Here is a 20,803-nt window from a genome sequence, read left to right as displayed (position 1 = left end):
CATCACTCCTTGTCCTATCATACCTAAAATGAAAGCAAAAGAAAATTCTTTTTAAAGTAGCTCATACTCCAAATTTCATATTAGGCATAGCTATAATTGTATAAAAAATGCCCATCCAAACAGGTGGATGAGCATTATCATACTTATTAAATAAATGTAGTAATATCATCAATGTCTAATCGAGATGATCCGTAAGCAGGTGCAGACCCTTTCCCAATTGAGATTAATAGCATAGGTTTTACATTCTCTTCAAGATTGAAGTATTCTGCAAACTTCACTTTATCAAAACCGCCCATTGGCACTGTATCATAACCATGCTCTTTTGCTAATAGCATGATTTGCATAGAAATTAGGCCAGCATCAAATGTAGCAATATTTGTTAAGATTTCTTCTGGCAATTGAGGGTAAAGGTTTTGCGCATTTTGGATTAATAGTGATGCACGTTCATGCTCCATATGCCCTTCTGCTACGTTTTTCATGTAAATTTCTTCTGTTTTTTCATACATTTTAATATCGCCTAAAACAGCGATTACCGCAGATGCAGTTTCAATTTGTTCTTGGTTATTAGCAATTTTGCGCAAGTCTTTCTTTTTCGCTTCATCTTGAATGACTAAAAAACGCCATGGTTGAAGATTACTAGAAGAAGGTGCTGAAGTAGCTTCCAATAAAATTGATCTTAACTCATCTGCTGAAATTTTAAAATCAGGGTCGTACTTACGTACAGATTTACGTTCTTGCATTACTTTATATACTGAATTTGTCATTATAGTATCCTCCAAAACTTACTTTAAGTTAGTTATTGTATTCGAAAATATATTACTTTAAGTAAGTTAATTTGTCAATATTTCGTGCCTGTATGCTACAATTAGTTTATAGGGAGGGATTTGATTTGGACTGTTGCCATGAAACAATTGAATTTTTAGGAAAACGCTGGATGGTGCGGATTATTCACGTTTTATTAGATGGCCCTAAAAGATATCATGAAATCTATTCTGCCATCCCTGGTATATCGGACAAACTATTATCACAGCGCCTCCAAGAATTAATAGATGCCCATTTAGTCGAGAAAGATTATATTGAAGCATCACTAAAAAAGGTTTCGTATTCGCTAACAAACAAAGGATATGCTTTTCAAAAAGTCATTTGTGCCTTCAATGATTGGCAAAAGCTTTAAAAAATAAAGGAAAACTCCACTTAGTGTGGAGTTTTCTTTATTTTCAATAACAAGTCATTTGAATATTATTAATCCTGCACATTTCTAAGTTTTTCATTTAGTTTTGTATAGACTTGTTTCATATATCGTTCAGAGCTTCTTTCAATTGCTTCATCTAAATTCATCCATTCAATCGCACTATTTTCATCAGGCGCTATAGTTGTACCTTCGCCTTCATCTGCTTCTATTAAAAAGGTAACATTCAGATGCACATGTGTACCAACATACTTCCCTTTCTTCATATGTCCGTCCACACCTAAAATTTCAATTGAATAATAATCCGACATTAAAGGCTTAATATTTTTTAGCCCTGTTTCTTCCTCTGTTTCTTTTAAGGCAACATGTAAAAGGTCTGCATTTCCATCTGCATGTCCACCCATCCACGCCCACGATTGATATTGATTATGGAAAGCCATTAATACCTTTGTTCGCGTTTTATTCACAATCCAAGCTGATGCAGTAAAATGTGCAAATTCATTTTCTCTTGTCAAAACATCTGAAAATTGATCTATATAGCGAAGCATAAGCTCTTTATCTTTTTTTTCTTGCTCATTGTATGGGCAATATGCCATCAATTCATTACGAATAGTCATATGTATATCTCCTTTTGTATTTTCTTTTATATTCTATCGAAGTTAGAAGTTGGGGTCAAAATAGTCTTAGAGCATCTCAGCCTCAAGACCTAGAGTAAAATCAATACTCCGGCCGTTTGGACAAAACGAAATTCAGCGTAACATAAAGGTACAAACGAAGGAGGAAAAAACAATGAAAAAAATTGGTTTATTCGTCATTGGCAGCATTGCAGCCATTACCATTCTCTGTTCATTAGGTCCATTAACAGGATTGGCTATCTCGGCCGCTATTCTTTTTACGGGGGTGCATTTCTATTTACAAAGCAGTTCCACTTTTTCAAAAATTATTTGGGCACTTGTTGCCATCTCAGGTTTATTAACAGCTGCAGCTAATATTCCTGGATTCATCGGAATCGCAGCACTAGCTGTTATTTGGGTGGTTTATCGTAAGTGGAAACATTCTGAAAACGAAACTTTCACTGCATCAGATGATCCATTTACAAACTTTGAAAAACAATGGAATGAAATCACAAAATAAGAGGAGGAAAAAATATGGCTAACTTATGGCAACGCCTAAAATATACAGTTGAAGCAGATTTAAATGAAATGTTTGATAAAAAAGAGGATAAAAATCCAATTAAGATGTTAAATCAGTATATCCGTGAAGCAGAAAAGCAAACAGAGGAAACAGGCAAATTATTAGAGCGACAAGGTACATTGCAACAAAAACTCGAAAAAGAATTAGCAGATACAAATGAAATGAAAAATAAACGAAGCATGCAACTGGATTTGGCTAATAAAAGCGGTGAACAAGACTTAATCGCATTTGCCCAACAAGAATTTGATGCGTATTCACAACGTAGCACCGTTCTTCAGGACAGTATCGATAAATCTACCGAAGAGCTCATTGGCTTGGAACGTAAGTATGAAGAAATGAAGCATAAAATCAAAGATATGAAAGTGCGTCAATTACAATTGATGGGTAAAGAAAATGTCGTTCGTGCACATAATCAAATGAACCAGTTTCTCCAACCAGAATCTTCAAACAAAATAAATGGTCGACTTGAAACTTTTGAAGCTATGGAGAGTTATATCGATCACCTTGGCCAAAAAATTGACAGTCAACATGAAATCACATCTATGGAAGAACGCTTAGCGCGACTGGAAGCAAATAACTCAAAAAATGAGGCAACCCAATCCATATAATGATTGGACTTCTTCTGGACTATCGTTATACTAAAAAAGAGAAGCTGGTACTTCTCTTTTTTCTTATTTAATTAACTGGAAAGGAGGCAACCAATGACCCACCTTTCAACTAAAACACTTACAATGCTTGGTATTACGGCCTTTTTGCTAATTTTTATTGAAGCTACTTTCTTTGGAAATGGCAGTATAATGTTTGCCATTATAGGTGCTTTTTTTATGTATGTCAGCATACGCAGAAAGCGCAAATGGCTGTTTTGGTTAGGTGTCATTTTTTTGGGTATTGCCCTACTCTCAATGTGGAGCTTACGCCTAGTTATCATCGGAGTGTTATTATACCTTCTATGGAAACTTCGAAAAGGTGATGAATTTCATATATCTGTATCTAAACAACCGGCAGAACAAGCGAACTCATTTATTCAGAATAAATTATTTTCATTTCAAGGTACACCTATTGAGTCATACGAATGGCAAGATGTACATATACAAAGCCTTGCCGGTGATCTGCTGATTGATGTGACTCAGACTGTTTTACCTAAAGGGGCTTCATTAATATCTGTACGGCAAGGCTTTGGAAAAGTGAAAGTACTTGTGCCTTATGAAATACCTGTACGCTTGCATTATTCTACGTTTATCGGTGATTTGCATTGTATCGGTCAAAGTTATCCTAGAGTTTGGAACGATACGATTGCCGTTAGAAATGGTTATGAGTATGCAGAGGATTCTTCGGCTGAACTCATCATCACGGTTTCCACATTATTTGGGAATGTCGAGGTGATTCGCCAATGACGAAATTTTTAGCCCGAACAATGAGCTTGTTTTTCGGAGAAATAATTATTTTCTCGTTTATTTTCTTTATTCTTTTTGATGGCCATTTCAATCAATGGAAAACACTTTGGGAAGAAAAGTATTGGAATTTGCCGGTCGCTATTCTATTCCTTATTCTGCTTTTTGCGATTAGCCTAAGCATCTCTATAGGGGGTATATTCATCCTTCGCCAGCAGAGTAAAACGTTTGAAAATGCACTTCATAATATTGAAAAAAGTGATCCTATCCCGCCTAATTGGAGTGGCCCCCTTTCAATTCAAAAGTCATTAAATGAGATAAGTGAATTGATAGCTACTCAGCGTAAAAGCTTGCAAAAGCTGACAAATGTTAAGGCAGTTAACCAAGATCAGCTCATTCAAGAACGTATTGTACAGGAAAGGCACCGACTTGCCCGGGAACTTCATGACTCTGTTTCTCAACAACTTTTTGCAGCTTCTATGCTACTTTCGACCATTAATGAAACAGCAGGAGATGCAACACCATCAACTAAAAAATTATTAAAGCAATCGGAAGAAATTGTTCAGCAAGCCCAGCTTGAAATGCGGGCACTATTACTTCACCTTCGTCCTGTTGCATTAAAAAACAAATCGTTAAAACAAGGGCTAGAGGAATTGCTAGCCGAGTTACAGCAAAAAGTTACATTCAAAATGCACAAACGATTAGAGGAAGTGTCCCTCTCTAAAGGTGCAGAAGATCATCTTTTCAGGATTGCTCAGGAGACACTTTCCAATACTTTACGTCATGCAAAAGCAACCGAAATGGAGCTGCTTCTTGTCGAACGAGATCAGCGTGTTATTTTCCGTGTTCAAGACAATGGAATCGGCTTCAAAACAACTGATGAAAAAGCCGGCTCATATGGCCTTCACAATATTGAAGAGCGTGCAGTCGAAATCGGTGGAACATATAAAATTGTCTCAGTACCATCGCAAGGTACGGTGATTGAAATTCAAATTCCAGTGGAAAAGGAGGTTATCTCCAATGATCAAGATACTGCTAGCCGATGATCACGAGATGGTACGAATTGGAGTATCAGCATATTTGCAAGCACAACCTGATATGGAAGTCATTGCTGAAGCTGCTAATGGAGAAGAAGCAGTTCAATTAGCTTTGAAGCATCGACCAGATATTATTTTGATGGATATGGTGATGCCAATCTTATCAGGGGCTGAGGCCACTAAAGCTATAGTGAATGAGTGGCCTGACGTTAAAATTATGATTGTCACCAGTTTCTTGGATGATGACAAGGTTTACCCAGCATTAGAAGCCGGCGCTATTAGCTATTTATTGAAAACAACTAACGCCAAGCAAATCGCTGATGCCATTCGAAGTACTTTCAATGGCACGCCCATCTTAGAACCAGAGGTTACGAGTAAAATGATGGCAAGAATGCGTCAAAAACATGATCGTCCACTTCATGAAGAATTGACTGAACGTGAACATGAAGTATTATTGTTAATAGCACAGGGTAAAACAAATCAAGATATTGCTGATGAACTTTTTATTGCCTTAAAAACTGTTAAAACACACGTTAGTAATATTCTCTCCAAATTAGAAGTACAAGATCGCACCCAAGCTGTTGTTTATGCATTTAACCATCACCTAGTAGAAGCTTAAAGCTCTTACATATCAAAACCCAAGAATCATTTAATTTCAGATCCTTGGGTTTTTGATTTTTTGGGCAAATTGTGTCGCTATCGCTGAGAGAATACTGGCTTTTCATCTCAAAGAATCCACATCTTTCATTTTTACGTTTATATTATATTTTTTTAACTTAATTTTAAACTCATTCTTATTTAGAAATTTTTCTTTATTTCCTGTCTTTATATTAATTATCCAAAAATATAACTCGTTACCTTCTAAATCTTTCTGTTTAGCAATTACATAGTTTTTGTTCCAACCCGCTTTAATTATTTCAGTAGGAACTACGGCTGGCCCCCACCCAATATCAGTTTTGTGAGCAATGGTGATTTCATGTCCAGAAGTTCTAATGATGGAGTAATTCCCTGGCAAATCAACATCATAATCAGCTAAGCCTGCACAACCACTAACTAATAACATAACCCCAAAGAATAGAATAACTTTTTTATTCATTTTGATAAAACCTGCCTAAGATAACCAATATTTATTTATATTCGAATATTAATTAAAAGCAACTGCTGTTTAAACTTCTTCATCACTTTTATATTCAAGAATATCGCCAGGTTGACATTCCAATGCCTTACAAATTGCGTCTAAGGTTGAAAACCTGATTGCTTTTGCTTTTCCATTTTTCAGTATTGAAAGATTCGCCATCGTAATGCCTACTTTCTCTGAAAGTTCAGTAACACTCATTTTCCTTTTAGCTAACATCACATCAACATTTACTATTATGCCCATTACTTTCACCTCAGACTGTTAAATCGTTTTCTGATTTAAAATATACGGCTTCTTGTAAAAGCTTTTGCAAAACTGCTGCAAAGACTGCAATTACTAAAGAAGCAAAAATTGGTACCATCCCCATGACAATCAAACCTGGAGCGTCATCCTTTTCTGCAATAAGATAAACGAATGGCATGATGACTACATATAGAAAACTGATAGTAACGGCACAATACTTTATACTCTTTAAAGCATTAATAGATATCTGAGAAAAAGATTGATTCTTATCAATATAATTTAACAGACAATATGATTTAAACAGAGCCAGATAAAATGGAATAGCTGATACAAAAATCACTACCAAAACAGGATATAACATACCGCTGTAATCGGGATTCACTGGATTATTTGGTAACCAAGACACTAAATAAATACAGAGAGCAAGAACTGGAATTCCCATCAAGAAAATAGCAATTTTCAAAAATAATGTTGATCCTGTTTTCAAAAAGAACACCTCACTTTTTTATTCCTCTCTAAAAAACTAACACAATATTTATTGAAAAACAATAAATAAATATTATATTACATTAAATAAGTATCGTTGCTTTAATATTAAAACAAATAAAAAACCACCAAATTGGCGGTCTTTTCATCCTTATGAGAACTCATCCGCGTAAAATTTTCCCCAACGCTTTCCCTTTAGCTAGCTCATCAATCATCTTATCTAAATAACGGATTTCTTGCATCAATGGTTCTTCAATATCTTCTACTCTGATACCGCAAACTACCCCTTTAATTAATCTTCGTGCTGGATTCAAATGAGGGGCTTTTGCAAAGAATGTCTCAAAATCCGAGCCTTGATCCAATTGTCCTTTTAGCTCTCCCTCGTTATAACCTGTCAACCAGCAAATGATTTCGTCAACATCTTTCTTTGTCCGACCCTTTTTCTCTGCTTTATTAACATAATGAGGATAAACACTGGCAACGCTCATTGTATATATTTTATGTTTAACCATAGTATCTCTACCTCTACCCTTCGCTTTTATCTAAATATTTTTTCTTGTATGTTAAATACAGCACACTAATTAAATTTCCCGCTACTGCCAAGATACCATAACCTTCTAAAGCAATTCCTCTTTCAGCTGAATAGCTTAATCGTTACTATTTTTCACTTTTTTCTTTCGACTAATCCAAAATATTGTTAAAAAAAATGCAAGAATAAAACAACCAGCTAGAATGAGAGTGGAAGTATCATAAAGAAAAAAGTAAGCATTTTTTACTTCGTACATGTTAATCGCTCCTTTAAACCTGTTAAATTCTATGTAAAAATTGAATATTTTATAGGGTTAGTAAATCCTAACTTCTTTGCTAATTTTATAGATGTTGTATTGGATATATCACAATCCCATCGAGGAATTATATTATTTTTCAAACTATGGTTAATAAAAATCTTAGCGATAATTTTCGCTAACCCTTGTCCTCTATAGTCGTTATGAGTAGCAATATCAATTTCCGCAAATTGTTCAGAAGCAAAAATTGACGTGCATTCGCTAATTACTTTTGCATCATGGAGAATAGCATACCCAAAGCCCTTCTCTTCATAATTGCCAATAGATCCCCAGTACGCCTCATAATAATTCTTATCAAATTCCTGGCTATTCTCTATTACTGCTGAGTTTATCTTTTTTAGAGAATAGTTAATAGGTAATTTGATTACATTGGCTACTTCCTTGTTAGCATCATAATTAAATGAAAATCTGACCAAATGTCTTATTTCTTTTTCAAACTCTCCCATTATTACTGAATCCCATATTTCCGAAGAAGAAAAGAGGGTGAATCGTAATCCTTCTTCTTTCCTTCTTCTATAAAAATTAAAAAGAAAATTATTAAATTCTACGTTTTCTGTTGCGCCTACTATAGAATAGATACCTATTGTTGTTTCAAAAAGGACTGTTTGATGCAAATGAGAATCTGCATAAACTTTCCCTGGAATGTATCCATCCAATATTGAATAAACGAACGTTGGACATCTAGTGCCATTTAAATTTATTTTTACATTTTTATATTCATTTGTATCTAGTATGATCATTACCAATAAACCCCTTCAAATATTGTCAATAAATCACTTCAATACTCATTCAACATATCTTTTAATATAGCATAATTAAAATGGTATACTTCTTAGTCAAGGGAAAGATTATATTCTATTTTGCGAATACTAAAATTGTTTAATTTAAACCTAGAACATACATAGCAAAGAAAATACTTATTGAATAGGGAATTAACATGTTCATTAGGAGGTGAATAGTCTTGAAGAACTTTCTATTCTATTGGCGAATATTTTTTCTTGTTACTCTACTGTTGCTTTTCTTAACAAATGTTATTAGCCCACGTACTTTTATAGCAATAATAGTTGGGATAGTTGTATTTGTTGTAATTCCTGCGATTATTAAATACTGCAGAATAGGGAAAAAGTCTAAGCAATAATTGATCAAGGCTCGTTATTGTTAAACTATAATTTAGTTAGGAAATCACTCTATGTGAAGATTCATAGTTTTCTTAGATAACTCCCAGAAATATAAGTCCTCAGTTTCTTTATATAATCTCGCTCCATTTTTTTCTAATACTTTGTGTGAAGCTTTATTTTTCTTTTCCGTATCAGCAATTACACGTTTAACGAGAGGCTGATCTAAAATCCAAGACGCTAATATCTTAATTGTCTCTGTCATATATCCCTTCCCTTGGTAACAAGGGAAGGTGAAATACCCAATAATAACCTCACCATTTTCATCGGGTAACCCTTTTAACATAATTCCTCCTATAATAGAATTTAGCTCCTTGGATATTATGAGCCAATTAGTATGCCAATAATAGTTTGAGGAATCTATCAATACTTTAGATAATCTATATTTCATCGCATCTTTTATTTCTTCATCCAAAAGTAATTCACTTTTTTCCAAATGGAAAACATCCTGTAGCTTACATATATCATCAATAAATAATCTTAAGCTTTCAGCGTCTAATGGTACAATCCTTACTCTTTCTGAGTCTAGCTCCTTCATCTTATACGCTCCCTTCTATGTATTTAGAGGTTTTCTAAACGAATAGCAAAATTTATCAAAGTTATTTTTATCTTCATAAAATCTATGTGCGTCTAATCGAGCTAATCCCGATTCTAATGCAATATATATGCATTGATGTTTTAGAGCTATTTCTTCTAGATATGTCATCATTGCATTTCCGTATCCCTTTGATCTATCTGAGGATTCTGTTACTAAATCATATAAAAACAAATGTTTTTTGTTATAAAAATTTGTTTGGATTTTAAAGCCAGCTATAGCTTTAATAACTCCGTGATCAGTAAGAGCTATCATTTGATACCCCTCACTTTGCATTACTTTAAATAGACTTACACAGTCCTTTTCGCTTATATCTGTACGGAGTTGAGTTATTAATGGGAATGTTTCAAGTAAATTCTCGTTATCAATCTTTTTAAAATTATACATTTTAAAATCTCCTTATTCTGAGAGGGAAATTCTTATCTTGCCTCACATATAATTATTGTAAACACCTTTTTCCTATCTTCAAACGATTTAGCGAACCAAACCGCTTTTGACCCTACCATCTTTTTTATCGTATGTCTTCTTATGCACTGAATAGCGTTCTTCCCTGCTTTAATGCAATTTTTGAGGTTTTACTTTTTCTTCTGGCAAATATAAATTGGTTAATTGATTAAATTCGTATTTTCCTATTGAGATTGCACCAGCTACATCAAATCCATTAGTACCTCCACTTACAAAAAGGCCAAAATCATCCTCTACTATATCTTCAAGAATTTCAGCTTCTGTCAAAGTACGCCTAGGATCGTAAACTTGAACTCCACATAAACCTAAAGCCTTCAAATAATTTAACATCTCAGAGCTTATGTTCTTTAAAGGCAGATAATTAAGGATAACTAAACCTTCATTATATCGTATCCATTCGAAAAATTCAGTTATGAATCCATGCATAGGTCTAGCACTAACTGTTGGAGTCTTTTTCAATGGTAAGTATCCTAGTAATTCAATATTGATATCTTTAAAATTAGTTTTATAGACATAAACCATAATCACTTCTAGTTTTCCGCTTTTTAGTTTATTAAATTCCCTTACTACTTCAATTATAGAATAATCTTCACATAACAACCCAATATGCTTTAAATTAGATTCCTGATCTATTTTTAGTAATTGATTAAGTATTTCATTATTAGAACCATTTAATTTCACAGTTAAATCTGCATACTGCGAATATACAACAATGTTGCAGGATGGAAATAACAACTTAAACTGCAAATTATATTCGTTACCATGATCAGCAGTATGCAAAAGATTTCTCATATCATTTGATGTAAAACCATATTCTTTACGGAATTCCAACTTAATTTCTCTTAATTTGTGTGAAGCTCCATGACCTCTTACCAGAAAGGAAATAATTTCACCACTAGATAAATAATCAGCATACTCATCCATATTAAATGGAGAGGAAAAATGAGATAGAATATCTTTTTTTTGTAGTTGAGCCCTTTTTTCAAAAACAATCTCCAGGTTGTTTTTTTCTAATTCTCTTTTAAAACTGTCGTATACCTTTGGCTTAATTACTCCATCCGGTTTTAAAATAGCCAAACCATAATCCATACTATTGTCCATTTAAAACGCCCCTATAAGTTTTTAGAATTAAAAATGAATACTGAACCCGTTAAATTGGTGGATACCTGTACCAAATTTAACAAGCTTATTTGCCCACAAATACTCAACTGCCAATTTTACTTCTTCTAAAATTTTAGGTTTGAGTCCTAATGTGTTATGTGATCCGAAAACGATCGTGACATTTGGAATCTTTGATATTTTATCTAACGAGTTGACTAAATCTACAGGGTTGGTCGATGGATAAAAAGCATATATTGGTGTTTCATCATATAATAAATCTCCTGTAAACAAATATCCATTAGTTTCATCAAAAATCGAAAGGTGACCCGGTGAATGCCCAGGCGTATGGTAGATAACCAGCCTTCTATTCCCTAACTCGATTACATCTCCATGATGTAATAAGCCTGTTGGTTCTCCTTGGTATGGTTTATATGTTGCTGCATCAAATGTTTTAGGGGTAGGTAATGTTATACCTCTGCTTATATCTTTTCGTATCTGCTCAATAGACAAGCCTTTAATACCATTCACTAACCAATCTTTATCCCCTTCATGGACAAAAATATGTTCAAACTCTCCATGGCTTCCTATATGGTCAGCATGGACATGTGTTGTAAGAACTTCAATTGGTAAATCTGTTAATTGGTTTGTAATTCTTTTTATATTATCAATTCCTAGTCCTGTATCAATAAGTACAGCTTTATCATTACCTAACAATAAAAATGAATGTACTTTCTCCCAGTGTCCATATTCGCTAATTGCATATGTATGTGTATCAATCTGTTGCACAGTAAACCATTTATCGTTCAGCATAACTAAGCCTCCAAGTTAATTTACATGTATTCTTTATAACATTCGTTTGCTTATGCACCAAATCCTTTAATTTATGATAATAAATGGATTTTATATTAACACCTCGTAAAGTCTTAATATTCTGATATAATTAAAATAACTATAAGTAAAGGGGGCGTTATATAATGACAAACTTAAATTCAATATGCGGGGTACATTACTTGTAAGGGTTCACGTATAACTGCCCTATAAACTGCGTGGTCCTTAAAAACGGAGGAAAAATTGATAATTAGAGACTATAACAAGCGAGATGAAACTGGTTGGATAAGATGTCGTGCGCTTGCATTTTTGCAGACGGCTTATTTTGATAATGTTTTAGCGAAGAAAGAACACTATCAAAATCCATCTATTGAGCTAGTTGCAGAGCATGATGGGCAAATTGTTGGTTTGATTGATGTTGAATATGCAGAAGAGCAAACAGTATGTTCTCGCGGTGAAGGTTTAGGGGGAATGATTTGGCATATCGCCGTCCATCCTGATTTTTACCGACAAGGGATTGGACAGCAACTACTCGTTACAGCAGAAACTAGAGCGATGAAATTAGGGTTAAATCGTTTGGAGGCATGGACTCGCAATGATCTTTGGGTACAAAACTGGTATAAAAAAATGCAATTTAATATTGTAGATTTCTATTATCACGTTTATTTGGAAGAAGATGAGTTGCATTCCCGCATTAAAAGCAGCATACCTGATTTATACTTAGTAAATACTTTCTCTCATTATGTAGGGGAAAATATCGAACAATTTAAAGATAATAAGCGGATTCATGAGTGCGTTTGTTTTGAAAAGTTAATTTTTCTACCCATTAATAATTCCTAAATAAAGCCTCCCTACACCATAATTGGTTTAGGGAGGCTTTATCACTTTTATTTAATATGGATCAGCTTTATGGCTCTTATCTACAGCTTCTTTTGTAGCTTCATTGGCAGCTCTAGTGCCTTCCCCATATTTAGAAATTCCCGCTTCTCGGCCAGGAAGTTTTGTTTCAGTTTGTTTTAACTCTTTCATTTTTTCTTGAATACCTTCTTTAACACGACGACCATAATCTTCATCGGCTTGTGAAAAATGTTCAATCATAGCATCTTGAATTCTTTTGTCACAAATAGCAAGCGCATTAGATAAGTTGTTGATGAGCTCATCACGTTCCCAATCTTTAAAACTTCGGTAAGTTTCGCCTGCTTGTCCATAGTTATTTGGTCGGTCAATTGGCTCGCTCATAACTTGAGCATTATAAGATGGACGATGTTGTATACGTTCCTCTTTGCTTGCCTCTTTAAAACCACCAAGTACTGAAGGCTCATAATTAATGTGAGGATTTTCACCAGACTCTTGAGGATCTCTAGTATCCATTTGGCCACGTTGCTGGTTTGTATGCACAGGAACTTTTGGTGCATTGACATCTAATTTAAGATAATTCGACCCGATACGGTAACGTTGTGTGTCTGAATAAGAAAATGTTCTGCCTTGGAGCATTTTATCATCAGAGAAATCCATGCCATCTACTAGAACACCTGTACCAAATGCAGCTTGTTCAATTTCTTCATGGAAATTAACCGGATTTCGATCTAATACCATGCGCCCAACTGGTTGCCATGGGAATTTGTCTTCCGGCCAAAGCTTTGTATCATCTAAAGGATCAAAATCAAGTTCTGGATGATAATCATCCTCCATAATTTGAACATATAATTCCCATTCTGGATAATCTCCACGCTCAATTGCCTCATATAAATCCTGCGTTGCATGCCCTACATTTTTACTTTGAATTTGATGTGCTTCTTCTTGTGTTAGATTTCGAATACCTTGCTTCGGTTCCCAATGGTATTTTACTAATACTGCTTCGCCTTTTTCATTCACCCATTTATACGTATTAACACCAGAACCTTGCATATGGCGATATGTTGCTGGAATTCCCCAAGTAGAGAACAAGAAAGTAATCATATGTGTAGCTTCAGGTGTTCTCGCTACAAAATCAAACATTCTTTGTGGGTTTGGCACATTTGAAGCTGGATCTGCTTTAAAGGCGTGAATCATATCCGGAAACTTCATCGCATCACGAATAAAAAAGATCTTTAAATTATTGCCGACCAAATCCCAGTTTCCATCTTCTGTATACATTTTCACAGCAAAACCACGAGGATCGCGTTCAGTTTCAGGTGAGTCCTTAGCACCTGCTACTGTCGAAAAGCGAACCATCAAAGGTGTTCTTTTACCTTTACCCGAGAATACCTTTGCTCGTGTATATTTCTCAACTGGCTCATTCCCTACTTTACCATATGTCTCAAAATAGCCGAATGCACCGCTTCCTCTGGCATGTACAACACGTTCTGGTACTTCCTCACGATCGAAATGTGATATTTTTTCAATGAAGTGGTAATTTTCAAGTGTTGCTGGACCTCTGTTACCAACTGTTCGGATATTTTGATTATCCGTTACAGGATGACCTTGCCGAGTCGTTAATGTTTCGCGCTCTACTTCTTGCTTTTTATTTTGTTTTTTATTCTCAGACAAACCTATTACCTCCTTTTACTTCTACTTCTTTTCTACCCCTTCTCCCCAAAATTTATACCAAGTAACTCATTTTTAGTTAATTTAAAAAAGGAATTACGACAATTTAGTAGGATATATAGTTTCGTGTTAGTGTCAAACTTTTTATAAGCATAAGTAGACTATCGAGGTTTATAGTATTTATAATTTTAAAAAATTATTGTATTGCTGTTTATTTTTAGAGGTTTTCATATCGTGCTGGCCCCTTTAAATTTATGAAAATTGATACTTTTAAAAAGATCAACCATTTGATAATCTTATTTACAGTTCAGTTTATTAAATAATTTAAAGAATTCAGCTTTTTTATTTTTAAGGTGATAGCTGAGGATTTATTAGGGGGAAAAGTATGCAAAAAACAATGGGGCATTCCACAAATAGAATTCGAACGTTTGATTTAATTACAAGTGCCATGTCAATAGCTTTAGTTTTCGTAGCCACCATGCTACTAAATATAAAGTTGCCGATTACAGCAAATGGCGGGTTGGTTCATCTCGGTACAGGCATGCTATTTATTATTTCCATTTTATTTGGCCCAAAAAAAGGAGCAATTGCCGGCGCTTTTGGGATGGGACTGTTTGATTTGGTTTCAGGCTGGACGCTTTGGGCACCAATTTCCTTTGTTGCACGTGGCTTACAAGGTTTTATTGTAGGCAAGATCGCTTGGTCAAGAGGACGAAGTGGTAACAGCTTAATGCTCAACCTTATTGCAACGATTATTTCCATGCCTCCAATGATTGCTGTTTACTTTATTGGTGAAGGCTTCCTTTATGGAAATTGGATTGCACCAGCCGCATCTATTCCTGGAGACATTGTTCAAAATGCTATTGGACTACTTGTATCCATTCCGGTCTGTATGTTCTTAAAAAAAATACCAACATTTAAATGAGAACAAAAAAACACACCTCTAGCACTAGAGAGGTGTGTTTTTTTTAAGAAGCATACCTAAAAATTTTTCAAAGTTAACTCCAGCTATTTTGGGGACGTCTTCTCTTGAAGTATCTTGTATGGCAGCAGCTAGAAACGATTCTGCAAGATGTACTGAATCACTAAGATGATCTCCTCGCATTAACCCACCCATAATGACCGAAGCAAACAAATCACCAGTACCCGAATAACTTAATCCATTGTACGGCATAGCTTTATAGTTTATTGCTTCTCTATCTATGTACATATTCCCAATGAAGCGGCCTGTCCCCTCGTACTTAGGCGGAGTAACTCCAGTAATAATTACTTTAGCTCCGGTTACTAGTTGTAGGTTCTTACCTGCTTCTTCTAACGCTTGTATAAAATCATCATTTTGATAACTATATAATTTTTCATAGGATAAACCTGTTAATAAACAGCACTCTGTAACATTTGGTGTGATAACATACGCTGATTTTACGAGCTCTCTCATTCTAGAGAGTAAATTATCGGTATAAAGTTTGTAGGCTGTTCCCCCATCTCCCATCACTGGATCTACCAATAGATGTGTATTTTCGGTTTGAAATTTTTCCAAGAATTTAAAAATATGATCTATTTGTTTTCTTCCGGTGACAAATCCTGTATGTATACCATCAAATCTCGCATCCATACTGCTCCACTCTTCAATAAAGTGAGGAATCTTATCTGTAAAATCTTCAAAGAAAAAACTAGGATAATCTGTTTGTGCTGACAATATAGCTGTTGGCAAAGGACAAGCCTGTACGCCCATTACAGAAAGTACTGGAATAGCAGCAGTTAGTGAGCATTTGCCGAAAGATGATAGATCTTGTATGATTGCAACCTTCTTCATATTGCCTCCCTACTTAAAACAAAAAATTGTAAGTATAAGTAGTATATCATTTTCACTTATCATTGGTAATTAAACTAGCATTAAAAAAGATAGCCCAATGTTCTTTTCTCAAACAATTGGGTTATCTAACTTAAAACTTTTATTACAGTGCTGCTTTCTGAATGTTTTTTTGCTTTTCAATCAATTGATTAAATAATTTTTCAACCGTCCCCTTACCAACCTTATCATATTTAGTTAAGATCACTAATTCCTTTGGGAGCTGACCTACTGTACAAATATCATCCTCATTTAACTGCCTGATAAGTTGAGGAATTCCTTGAAATTCGTTGTTTGAAAGCTTGATAATAGAAAGTTCGTCAGTTATAACAATGTACTGGTCCTTAAAAAATAAAAATAATTTTCCCTCGTTTTCCATTTGGACTCTTCTACGCTCTACTTCTTCTTCAACAAATACTTTTAAATCCTTAAAAAGGTTTTCTATATTCTGCTCTTGGTTTCTTTTTAAATGTTGCTTTAAATCATTTAAATTACTAGGCAGTTCACTCATCACACGGACCTGTTGCTCTGCACCTAAGCGGATTAAGAATTTCTCTGCATGAGGAAATCGCTGTGGCAACAAATAAATATCTCTAAGAAAATAAGGTATATCAATTTGCTGACCCTGATAGGATATTGCTCGAATAACTCGATCCTCGTCTCCTTGTACTTCTTCTTCCTCTTCTTCTTTTCCTTCTTCTCTTTCTTTTAGCGACATAAGAAGTTCTTCAAGTGATTGTAATCTATCTTCAATTACTTCTGTTGCAGATTGGTTTTGATTTGTCGGTAGCGGATCTTGATAAGGGGGGACTTTAAATTTTGCATCTACATATGTGTCCACATACCATTTGATAATTTTATATAGTGCTTCCCATGATAATAAGGCTTCAGAGAATCGGAATGCTCGGGTTTCATGTGCTGCTTGGTTACCCATTTTTCTCACATGGTGTAAGGCATTGCAAATGTCTTCTGCCAAGCACCCTTTATGCTGTAATAAATTAATTCTGTCTAGCAGATTATCTGCTGGTTCTTCAAATTTTTTAATTTTAATGACTTGCTTCAAGATGTACTCCGATAACACCCTAGAATGAGTCAACATCATGCGTGGACTATTGAAAATTGTATTTTCTAGTTCTTTAGCCAATTGAGCCATTTTGGGTGAAATCGGTTCTAAAAATGCATAAAAATAAGAATCTGCTTCATTTTCTTTATCATTGTATTCCTCTATACGTTCTAACATCACAAGACATACACATCCTATCTTTTATCTATGGTCGAGTTAAAATCACTTTTCAAATTTCATGTCTTTCTCCTTTTCATACCATCTTTAGTTAAAAACGAAACTACCAATCGACCAACAAGACATCTACTATTGTGAATGTCCGGACACAAAACTTGAAATATAGTCAGTATACTCGTATACTAAAAGTAGAACTACATATATTAAAAAGACCGCCGATGTTGGAGCATCGGACGGTTAAATAGATGATAGTTGGTTCCCGGTAGGGGGGACTAGCTCATTTAGGATATGACAACCCATCAGAGCCGTTAACTCAAGGATGGGTTATTTTTTATGGTTGAATGACAGAATTGTAATGATTAAGGTAGCGAATGCAATCGCAAACGTTAATGATTCATATACCGTCATGGCATCACCTCCTTGTACAGACGATGCCACACGTTATGGACAAATTAGTCTGATCTATTTAGGAGCAAGCCAACCACCCTTGAGTACCGTACTATCTATCAACATTATACCAAACATACGTTCTTTTTGCTATAAAATCGTATTATTGAAAATAATTTATTTATTTTAATTACAAATATCCCATTTTACTTATTCTTTTTATCGCTTTTAACCATAAAAAAGCCGCTCATATGTTATACATTAAGCGGTTTACTACTATTAGATATGTAATTCAATTCCTAAATATTGTTTCAATTGTTTCCTTATAATATCATCCCCTATACTATCACCATTTTTCACTTTTCTCGAAAATACTTTTGGATAAAACAATCTCATTCCACCTGAATGTTAACAATAATAACTACCTCTTTTAGAAAATAATTATTTGCATGTACATATCTAATAGCTTCCCAAATAGGAATAAATTCCTTTTGAGAAGCTAATTTACAACTAAACTTTTGAAAGTTGATTACTGAGTTTTCTGCCATTATTTAATTTAGAAAAAACATTTTATGTATTTTTTAATTATTACTAGATTTAACGCATTTACTTTGGCTTGATCGTTTTGATTATTTATAACTTTTCTATCTCAACTTTGGCTTCCCATCCACACTTGCATGTTCTTTCAAATTTACCCTGTTTGTTATTGTATTTCATTGTTCCATCTCTCCCGCTGCTTCCTACACTTCCGCACTCTGGGCATATTTCGTAATCGCTCACTAATTTCTTAATCAAATTTAGATTATCATATTCTGCTTCTTTGTATTTATAACTCATTTTCTGTCCCCTTCCCTCTTCATATACCATTTAGCATATGCAATACTGGTTAATATGTGAAAAGAGAGCGGCAAAAGACTTAGCATAAAATGAAGGAAAAAGAGCAACTTATTTTATGTAGGAGGTGATCTAACATGCCAAAAAAGTGTGGTTATAAAGCAAAGAATAAAAACAATAATAGCCAACTGCCTAATGCTAAAGATTACCGAAATACTAATTCTCCGTATAATAGTCCTGACAACTTCCGTGAAGAATTTGCGGCTGAATGGAGAGAAAAAGCCATTGCTGAAATCAATAAGCAATCGGATGAGAGAGTAAACAAGTAATACTAGAAGCCTTAATGATTTTCATTAAGGCTTCTAAATATCATTGCAAATTTTGGCTTGCAACTTCAATGGCCTTTTCCTTTTTTTCCTTAAACGTCATCTTTTTTGGCACTTTTTCTTCCTCTATAAATTCATTACTGTATTCTTCTTTCCCCTTGTTATGTTGCTTGTTGCCTTTTTTATTTACCATTAAAAAACCTCCTATCAAAGCTTATCTTGTATTTATTTTCATCATTTATACATTATTCAACTTCGACATTATTCGATAAATTTTGCAGCTTATATTGACGTATACATTAAATCTTGATATTATCTTTCTATTACTTTTAAAACCTAAATATCCTTGTATAAGTTCAAGAATAAGGCTTGATCGTTTCTACCAGCTACCATAAATAGCTTGTCTACAAGGAATATCAAATAAATGAAATAATTATTTTTTATTCCTTTGTAGATGACTTTGGCACTTGGTAGCCAAAGTTTTTTTATATAAAAGAATAGGAGATAGACATCATGAAACACTTTTTTCAATTTACTGAGAGGAATACCAGCTATAAGCAAGAGACATTGGCTGGGGTTACCACATTCCTTTCAATTGCTTATATTTTGGTAGTCAATCCTTTAATCCTTAGCCAAACTGGAATGGACAAGGGGGCTATTTTCACCGCAACTGCGCTAACTGCTATCATAGGATCATTACTTATTGGACTTCTAGCAAACTATCCGATAGCTATTGCACCAAGTATGGGGTTGAATTCGTTTTTTACGTTCTCTGTTTGTATAGGTATGGGAATTAAATGGGAAGTTGCTTTGACTGGGGTTTTTGTAGCAGGCGTCATTTTCATCATTTTAAGTTTATTAAAAATACGGGAGAAAATAATTAATGCGATACCAGAAGATTTGAAACATGCCATAGCAGCGGGCATTGGGTTTTTCATCGCATTTATCGGTTTTAAAAATGCAAAAATTATTATCCCGAATAAAGATACTTTTGTATCCATAGGTCACTTAACTTCTCCGACAACTGGCCTTGCCGTTTTTGGTTTAGTCATCACCATCCTTATGTTAGTCCGCAATGTGAAGGGTGCTATTTTTTACGGGATGATTATTTCTACTATTATAGGTATGTTGACTGGCTTAGTAAAAATCCCAACGCATATTATGGGGACAATCCCAAGTCTTAAACCAACTTTTGGTGTGGTATTTCCTCACCTGCATGATATTTTCTCTCCTGAAGTATTAGCCGTGATTTTCACTTTCCTTTTTGTTGCGTTTTTCGATACTGCTGGTGCTTTAATTGCTTTAACTAGCCAAGCAGGCATTATGAAAGACAACAAAATTCCGAAAATCGGACGTGCACTGCTAGCCGATTCTTCTGCTGGAGCAATTGGTGCAATACTCGGTACCTCAACACCTGCAACCAGTGTTGAATCATCTGCTGGTATTGCAGTAGGTGGAAGAACAGGTTTTACTTCTGTCATTACTGCCGTATGCTTTGCGATCGCATTATTCTTCTCACCTATCCTTTCCGTTATCACAAACGAGGTAACAGCACCTGCTTTAATTATTGTGGGCGGATTAATGGCTATGAATCTACAAAACATTAATTGGTCACGTGCAGAAGTAGCGATTCCATCATTTTTAACCATTATTATGATGCCACTCACTTCTAGTGTTGCACTTGGATTAGCGTTCGGCTTTATTCTCTATCCATTAGCTTTGCTTATGCAAAAACGTGGTAAAGAGCTCCATCCGATAATGTATGTTCTTGCACTATTGTTCATTTTGTATTTTATTTTTATAGTTAAATAGCAGAAGCGCCAAATGGATATTTCTCATTTGGCGCTTTTTGGATCTTTAGGGCGTAGTGCGGATGGATGTGTACTTTAATTGGTATGTAAATATTTCGCATTATTCGATTAGGACACTCGGACTCTATTTTAGGTCACTCATT

27 protein-coding genes and 1 riboswitch are annotated in these 20,803 nt (G+C 34.6%); of the genes, 10 read left to right on the top strand and 17 right to left on the bottom strand.

Features of this window, described 5'->3' with window-relative positions:
* Nucleotides 1-146: 146 nt before the first annotated feature.
* Entirely contained in the window at nt 147-764 is a 618-nt protein-coding gene (locus RST01_RS00125) for a nitroreductase family protein (protein WP_147193350.1), read from the bottom strand.
* A gap of 125 nt (nt 765-889) precedes the next feature.
* On the opposite strand from RST01_RS00125, the gene RST01_RS00120 reads away from it, so the two are divergent.
* Entirely contained in the window at nt 890-1,174 is a 285-nt protein-coding gene (locus tag RST01_RS00120; protein ID WP_066787509.1) for a winged helix-turn-helix transcriptional regulator, read from the top strand.
* Between the two features lie 68 nt (nt 1,175-1,242).
* On the opposite strand, the gene RST01_RS00115 is transcribed toward RST01_RS00120, so the two are convergent.
* Nucleotides 1,243-1,806: an NUDIX hydrolase gene (locus RST01_RS00115; protein ID WP_147193348.1), complete on the bottom strand. Its 564-nt coding sequence runs from the start codon at nt 1,804-1,806 to the stop codon at nt 1,243-1,245.
* Nucleotides 1,807-1,978: 172 nt separating this feature from the next.
* Here RST01_RS00115 and RST01_RS00110 point away from each other — a divergent pair, with 172 nt between their 5' ends.
* From RST01_RS00110 to RST01_RS00090, 5 genes are all read left to right on the top strand, one after another.
* Complete coding sequence (locus RST01_RS00110; RefSeq protein ID WP_147193347.1) at nt 1,979-2,323, top strand: lmo0954 family membrane protein; 345 nt, start codon at nt 1,979-1,981, stop codon at nt 2,321-2,323.
* 14 nt (nt 2,324-2,337) lie between these two features.
* On the top strand, nt 2,338-2,991 hold the full coding sequence (locus tag RST01_RS00105) for a PspA/IM30 family protein (protein ID WP_147193346.1): 654 nt from the start codon (nt 2,338-2,340) through the stop codon (nt 2,989-2,991).
* Between the two features lie 93 nt (nt 2,992-3,084).
* Nucleotides 3,085-3,777 (top strand): cell wall-active antibiotics response protein LiaF, encoded by a 693-nt coding sequence (gene liaF / locus RST01_RS00100; RefSeq protein WP_147193345.1) that lies wholly within the window; start codon nt 3,085-3,087, stop codon nt 3,775-3,777.
* Nucleotides 3,774-4,820, top strand: a complete 1,047-nt coding sequence (locus RST01_RS00095) for a sensor histidine kinase (protein ID WP_147193344.1) — start codon at nt 3,774-3,776, stop codon at nt 4,818-4,820. The genes liaF and RST01_RS00095 overlap by 4 nt, the downstream gene beginning before the upstream one ends.
* Nucleotides 4,795-5,430, top strand: coding sequence for a response regulator transcription factor (locus RST01_RS00090; RefSeq protein ID WP_147193343.1), 636 nt, complete (start codon nt 4,795-4,797; stop codon nt 5,428-5,430). Before RST01_RS00095 ends, RST01_RS00090 begins: the two co-directional genes overlap by 26 nt.
* Before the next feature lie 102 nt (nt 5,431-5,532).
* On the opposite strand, the gene RST01_RS00085 is transcribed toward RST01_RS00090, so the two are convergent.
* The 9 genes from RST01_RS00085 to RST01_RS00045 all read right to left on the bottom strand — a co-directional run bounded on the left by RST01_RS00085 (nt 5,533) and on the right by RST01_RS00045 (nt 11,669).
* Nucleotides 5,533-5,907 carry a DUF3997 domain-containing protein gene (locus RST01_RS00085; RefSeq protein WP_147193342.1) on the bottom strand — a complete coding sequence of 125 codons (375 nt, stop codon included), beginning with the start codon at nt 5,905-5,907 and terminating at the stop codon, nt 5,533-5,535.
* A 69-nt stretch (nt 5,908-5,976) separates the two neighbouring features.
* Entirely contained in the window at nt 5,977-6,192 is a 216-nt protein-coding gene (locus RST01_RS00080) for a helix-turn-helix domain-containing protein (RefSeq protein WP_066787531.1), read from the bottom strand.
* A gap of 10 nt (nt 6,193-6,202) precedes the next feature.
* Nucleotides 6,203-6,679: a DUF2975 domain-containing protein gene (locus RST01_RS00075; protein ID WP_147193341.1), complete on the bottom strand. Its 477-nt coding sequence runs from the start codon at nt 6,677-6,679 to the stop codon at nt 6,203-6,205.
* 160 nt (nt 6,680-6,839) lie between these two features.
* A complete protein-coding gene (locus RST01_RS00070; protein WP_147193340.1) occupies nt 6,840-7,190 on the bottom strand; it encodes a DUF2200 domain-containing protein in 351 nt (116 codons plus the stop codon).
* A gap of 302 nt (nt 7,191-7,492) precedes the next feature.
* Nucleotides 7,493-8,263 carry a GNAT family N-acetyltransferase gene (locus RST01_RS00065; RefSeq protein ID WP_147193339.1) on the bottom strand — a complete coding sequence of 257 codons (771 nt, stop codon included), beginning with the start codon at nt 8,261-8,263 and terminating at the stop codon, nt 7,493-7,495.
* 442 nt (nt 8,264-8,705) lie between these two features.
* Nucleotides 8,706-9,236 carry a GNAT family N-acetyltransferase gene (locus tag RST01_RS00060; RefSeq protein ID WP_147193338.1) on the bottom strand — a complete coding sequence of 177 codons (531 nt, stop codon included), beginning with the start codon at nt 9,234-9,236 and terminating at the stop codon, nt 8,706-8,708.
* 15 nt (nt 9,237-9,251) lie between these two features.
* Nucleotides 9,252-9,680, bottom strand: a complete 429-nt coding sequence (locus RST01_RS00055; protein ID WP_147193337.1) for a GNAT family N-acetyltransferase — start codon at nt 9,678-9,680, stop codon at nt 9,252-9,254.
* Between the two features lie 168 nt (nt 9,681-9,848).
* Entirely contained in the window at nt 9,849-10,859 is a 1,011-nt protein-coding gene (locus RST01_RS00050; protein WP_147193336.1) for a nucleoside-diphosphate kinase, read from the bottom strand.
* Between the two features lie 27 nt (nt 10,860-10,886).
* Complete coding sequence (locus RST01_RS00045) at nt 10,887-11,669, bottom strand: MBL fold metallo-hydrolase (protein WP_147193335.1); 783 nt, start codon at nt 11,667-11,669, stop codon at nt 10,887-10,889.
* Nucleotides 11,670-11,930: 261 nt separating this feature from the next.
* Here RST01_RS00045 and RST01_RS00040 point away from each other — a divergent pair, with 261 nt between their 5' ends.
* The gene (locus RST01_RS00040) at nt 11,931-12,527 is read left to right on the top strand and encodes a GNAT family N-acetyltransferase (protein ID WP_147193334.1); all 597 of its coding nucleotides are present in this window, start codon (nt 11,931-11,933) and stop codon (nt 12,525-12,527) included.
* Between the two features lie 51 nt (nt 12,528-12,578).
* Here the strand turns inward: RST01_RS00040 and RST01_RS00035 are convergent, their stop codons facing one another.
* Nucleotides 12,579-14,216, bottom strand: coding sequence for a catalase (locus tag RST01_RS00035; RefSeq protein WP_147193333.1), 1,638 nt, complete (start codon nt 14,214-14,216; stop codon nt 12,579-12,581).
* 382 nt (nt 14,217-14,598) lie between these two features.
* Between RST01_RS00035 and RST01_RS00030 the strand changes: the two genes are divergently transcribed.
* The gene (locus RST01_RS00030; RefSeq protein ID WP_147193332.1) at nt 14,599-15,138 is read left to right on the top strand and encodes an ECF transporter S component; all 540 of its coding nucleotides are present in this window, start codon (nt 14,599-14,601) and stop codon (nt 15,136-15,138) included.
* 24 nt (nt 15,139-15,162) lie between these two features.
* Here RST01_RS00030 and RST01_RS00025 read toward each other — a convergent pair whose 3' ends face one another.
* The 4 genes from RST01_RS00025 to RST01_RS00015 all read right to left on the bottom strand — a co-directional run bounded on the left by RST01_RS00025 (nt 15,163) and on the right by RST01_RS00015 (nt 18,526).
* Nucleotides 15,163-16,026 carry a pyridoxamine kinase gene (locus RST01_RS00025; protein WP_147193331.1) on the bottom strand — a complete coding sequence of 288 codons (864 nt, stop codon included), beginning with the start codon at nt 16,024-16,026 and terminating at the stop codon, nt 15,163-15,165.
* Nucleotides 16,027-16,168: 142 nt separating this feature from the next.
* The gene (locus tag RST01_RS00020) at nt 16,169-17,302 is read right to left on the bottom strand and encodes a DUF4145 domain-containing protein (protein WP_147195018.1); all 1,134 of its coding nucleotides are present in this window, start codon (nt 17,300-17,302) and stop codon (nt 16,169-16,171) included.
* Nucleotides 17,303-17,626: 324 nt separating this feature from the next.
* Nucleotides 17,627-17,710, bottom strand: coding sequence for a putative holin-like toxin (locus RST01_RS16280; RefSeq protein WP_223823582.1), 84 nt, complete (start codon nt 17,708-17,710; stop codon nt 17,627-17,629).
* Nucleotides 17,711-18,322: 612 nt separating this feature from the next.
* Nucleotides 18,323-18,526, bottom strand: coding sequence for a DUF3797 domain-containing protein (locus RST01_RS00015; protein ID WP_221297921.1), 204 nt, complete (start codon nt 18,524-18,526; stop codon nt 18,323-18,325).
* Nucleotides 18,527-18,660: 134 nt separating this feature from the next.
* Between RST01_RS00015 and RST01_RS00010 the strand changes: the two genes are divergently transcribed.
* The gene (locus RST01_RS00010; RefSeq protein WP_147193330.1) at nt 18,661-18,852 is read left to right on the top strand and encodes a hypothetical protein; all 192 of its coding nucleotides are present in this window, start codon (nt 18,661-18,663) and stop codon (nt 18,850-18,852) included.
* A 40-nt stretch (nt 18,853-18,892) separates the two neighbouring features.
* Here RST01_RS00010 and RST01_RS15895 read toward each other — a convergent pair whose 3' ends face one another.
* Nucleotides 18,893-19,042: a hypothetical protein gene (locus RST01_RS15895; protein ID WP_184117471.1), complete on the bottom strand. Its 150-nt coding sequence runs from the start codon at nt 19,040-19,042 to the stop codon at nt 18,893-18,895.
* Nucleotides 19,043-19,175: 133 nt separating this feature from the next.
* A riboswitch (purine riboswitch) is annotated at nt 19,176-19,276 on the top strand.
* An 86-nt stretch (nt 19,277-19,362) separates the two neighbouring features.
* On the opposite strand from RST01_RS15895, the gene RST01_RS00005 reads away from it, so the two are divergent.
* Nucleotides 19,363-20,661 (top strand): NCS2 family permease, encoded by a 1,299-nt coding sequence (locus RST01_RS00005; RefSeq protein ID WP_147193329.1) that lies wholly within the window; start codon nt 19,363-19,365, stop codon nt 20,659-20,661.
* Nucleotides 20,662-20,803 lie beyond the last annotated feature (142 nt).

Origin of the sequence: Rummeliibacillus stabekisii (genome assembly GCF_007988965.1) — a bacterium.
GTDB classification, from domain to species: Bacteria; Bacillota; Bacilli; order Bacillales_A; family Planococcaceae; genus Rummeliibacillus; species Rummeliibacillus stabekisii.
This window is presented reverse-complemented; position numbering and strand designations above follow the sequence as displayed.

Bases quoted from the DNA above. Each gene is read 5' to 3' on its own strand.
- RST01_RS00105 (WP_147193346.1), top strand. From the start codon at position 2,338: ATGGCTAACTTATGGCAACGCCTAAAATATACAGTTGAAGCAGATTTA.
- RST01_RS00030 (WP_147193332.1), top strand. From the start codon at position 14,599: ATGCAAAAAACAATGGGGCATTCCACAAATAGAATTCGAACGTTTGAT.
- RST01_RS00045 (WP_147193335.1), bottom strand. From the start codon at position 11,669: ATGCTGAACGATAAATGGTTTACTGTGCAACAGATTGATACACATACA.
- RST01_RS00060 (WP_147193338.1), bottom strand. From the start codon at position 9,236: ATGAAGGAGCTAGACTCAGAAAGAGTAAGGATTGTACCATTAGACGCT.
- RST01_RS00110 (WP_147193347.1), top strand. From the start codon at position 1,979: ATGAAAAAAATTGGTTTATTCGTCATTGGCAGCATTGCAGCCATTACC.
- RST01_RS00010 (WP_147193330.1), top strand. From the start codon at position 18,661: ATGCCAAAAAAGTGTGGTTATAAAGCAAAGAATAAAAACAATAATAGC.
- RST01_RS00005 (WP_147193329.1), top strand. From the start codon at position 19,363: ATGAAACACTTTTTTCAATTTACTGAGAGGAATACCAGCTATAAGCAA.
- RST01_RS00115 (WP_147193348.1), bottom strand. From the start codon at position 1,806: ATGACTATTCGTAATGAATTGATGGCATATTGCCCATACAATGAGCAA.
- RST01_RS00090 (WP_147193343.1), top strand. From the start codon at position 4,795: ATGATCAAGATACTGCTAGCCGATGATCACGAGATGGTACGAATTGGA.
- RST01_RS00050 (WP_147193336.1), bottom strand. From the start codon at position 10,859: ATGGACAATAGTATGGATTATGGTTTGGCTATTTTAAAACCGGATGGA.
- RST01_RS15895 (WP_184117471.1), bottom strand. From the start codon at position 19,042: ATGGTAAATAAAAAAGGCAACAAGCAACATAACAAGGGGAAAGAAGAA.
- RST01_RS00095 (WP_147193344.1), top strand. From the start codon at position 3,774: ATGACGAAATTTTTAGCCCGAACAATGAGCTTGTTTTTCGGAGAAATA.
- RST01_RS00055 (WP_147193337.1), bottom strand. From the start codon at position 9,680: ATGTATAATTTTAAAAAGATTGATAACGAGAATTTACTTGAAACATTC.
- RST01_RS00080 (WP_066787531.1), bottom strand. From the start codon at position 6,192: ATGGGCATAATAGTAAATGTTGATGTGATGTTAGCTAAAAGGAAAATG.
- RST01_RS00065 (WP_147193339.1), bottom strand. From the start codon at position 8,263: ATGATCATACTAGATACAAATGAATATAAAAATGTAAAAATAAATTTA.
- RST01_RS00015 (WP_221297921.1), bottom strand. From the start codon at position 18,526: ATGAGTTATAAATACAAAGAAGCAGAATATGATAATCTAAATTTGATT.
- liaF (WP_147193345.1), top strand. From the start codon at position 3,085: ATGACCCACCTTTCAACTAAAACACTTACAATGCTTGGTATTACGGCC.
- RST01_RS00125 (WP_147193350.1), bottom strand. From the start codon at position 764: ATGACAAATTCAGTATATAAAGTAATGCAAGAACGTAAATCTGTACGT.
- RST01_RS00025 (WP_147193331.1), bottom strand. From the start codon at position 16,026: ATGAAGAAGGTTGCAATCATACAAGATCTATCATCTTTCGGCAAATGC.
- RST01_RS16280 (WP_223823582.1), bottom strand. From the start codon at position 17,710: ATGACGGTATATGAATCATTAACGTTTGCGATTGCATTCGCTACCTTA.
- RST01_RS00070 (WP_147193340.1), bottom strand. From the start codon at position 7,190: ATGGTTAAACATAAAATATATACAATGAGCGTTGCCAGTGTTTATCCT.
- RST01_RS00085 (WP_147193342.1), bottom strand. From the start codon at position 5,907: ATGAATAAAAAAGTTATTCTATTCTTTGGGGTTATGTTATTAGTTAGT.
- RST01_RS00020 (WP_147195018.1), bottom strand. From the start codon at position 17,302: ATGTTAGAACGTATAGAGGAATACAATGATAAAGAAAATGAAGCAGAT.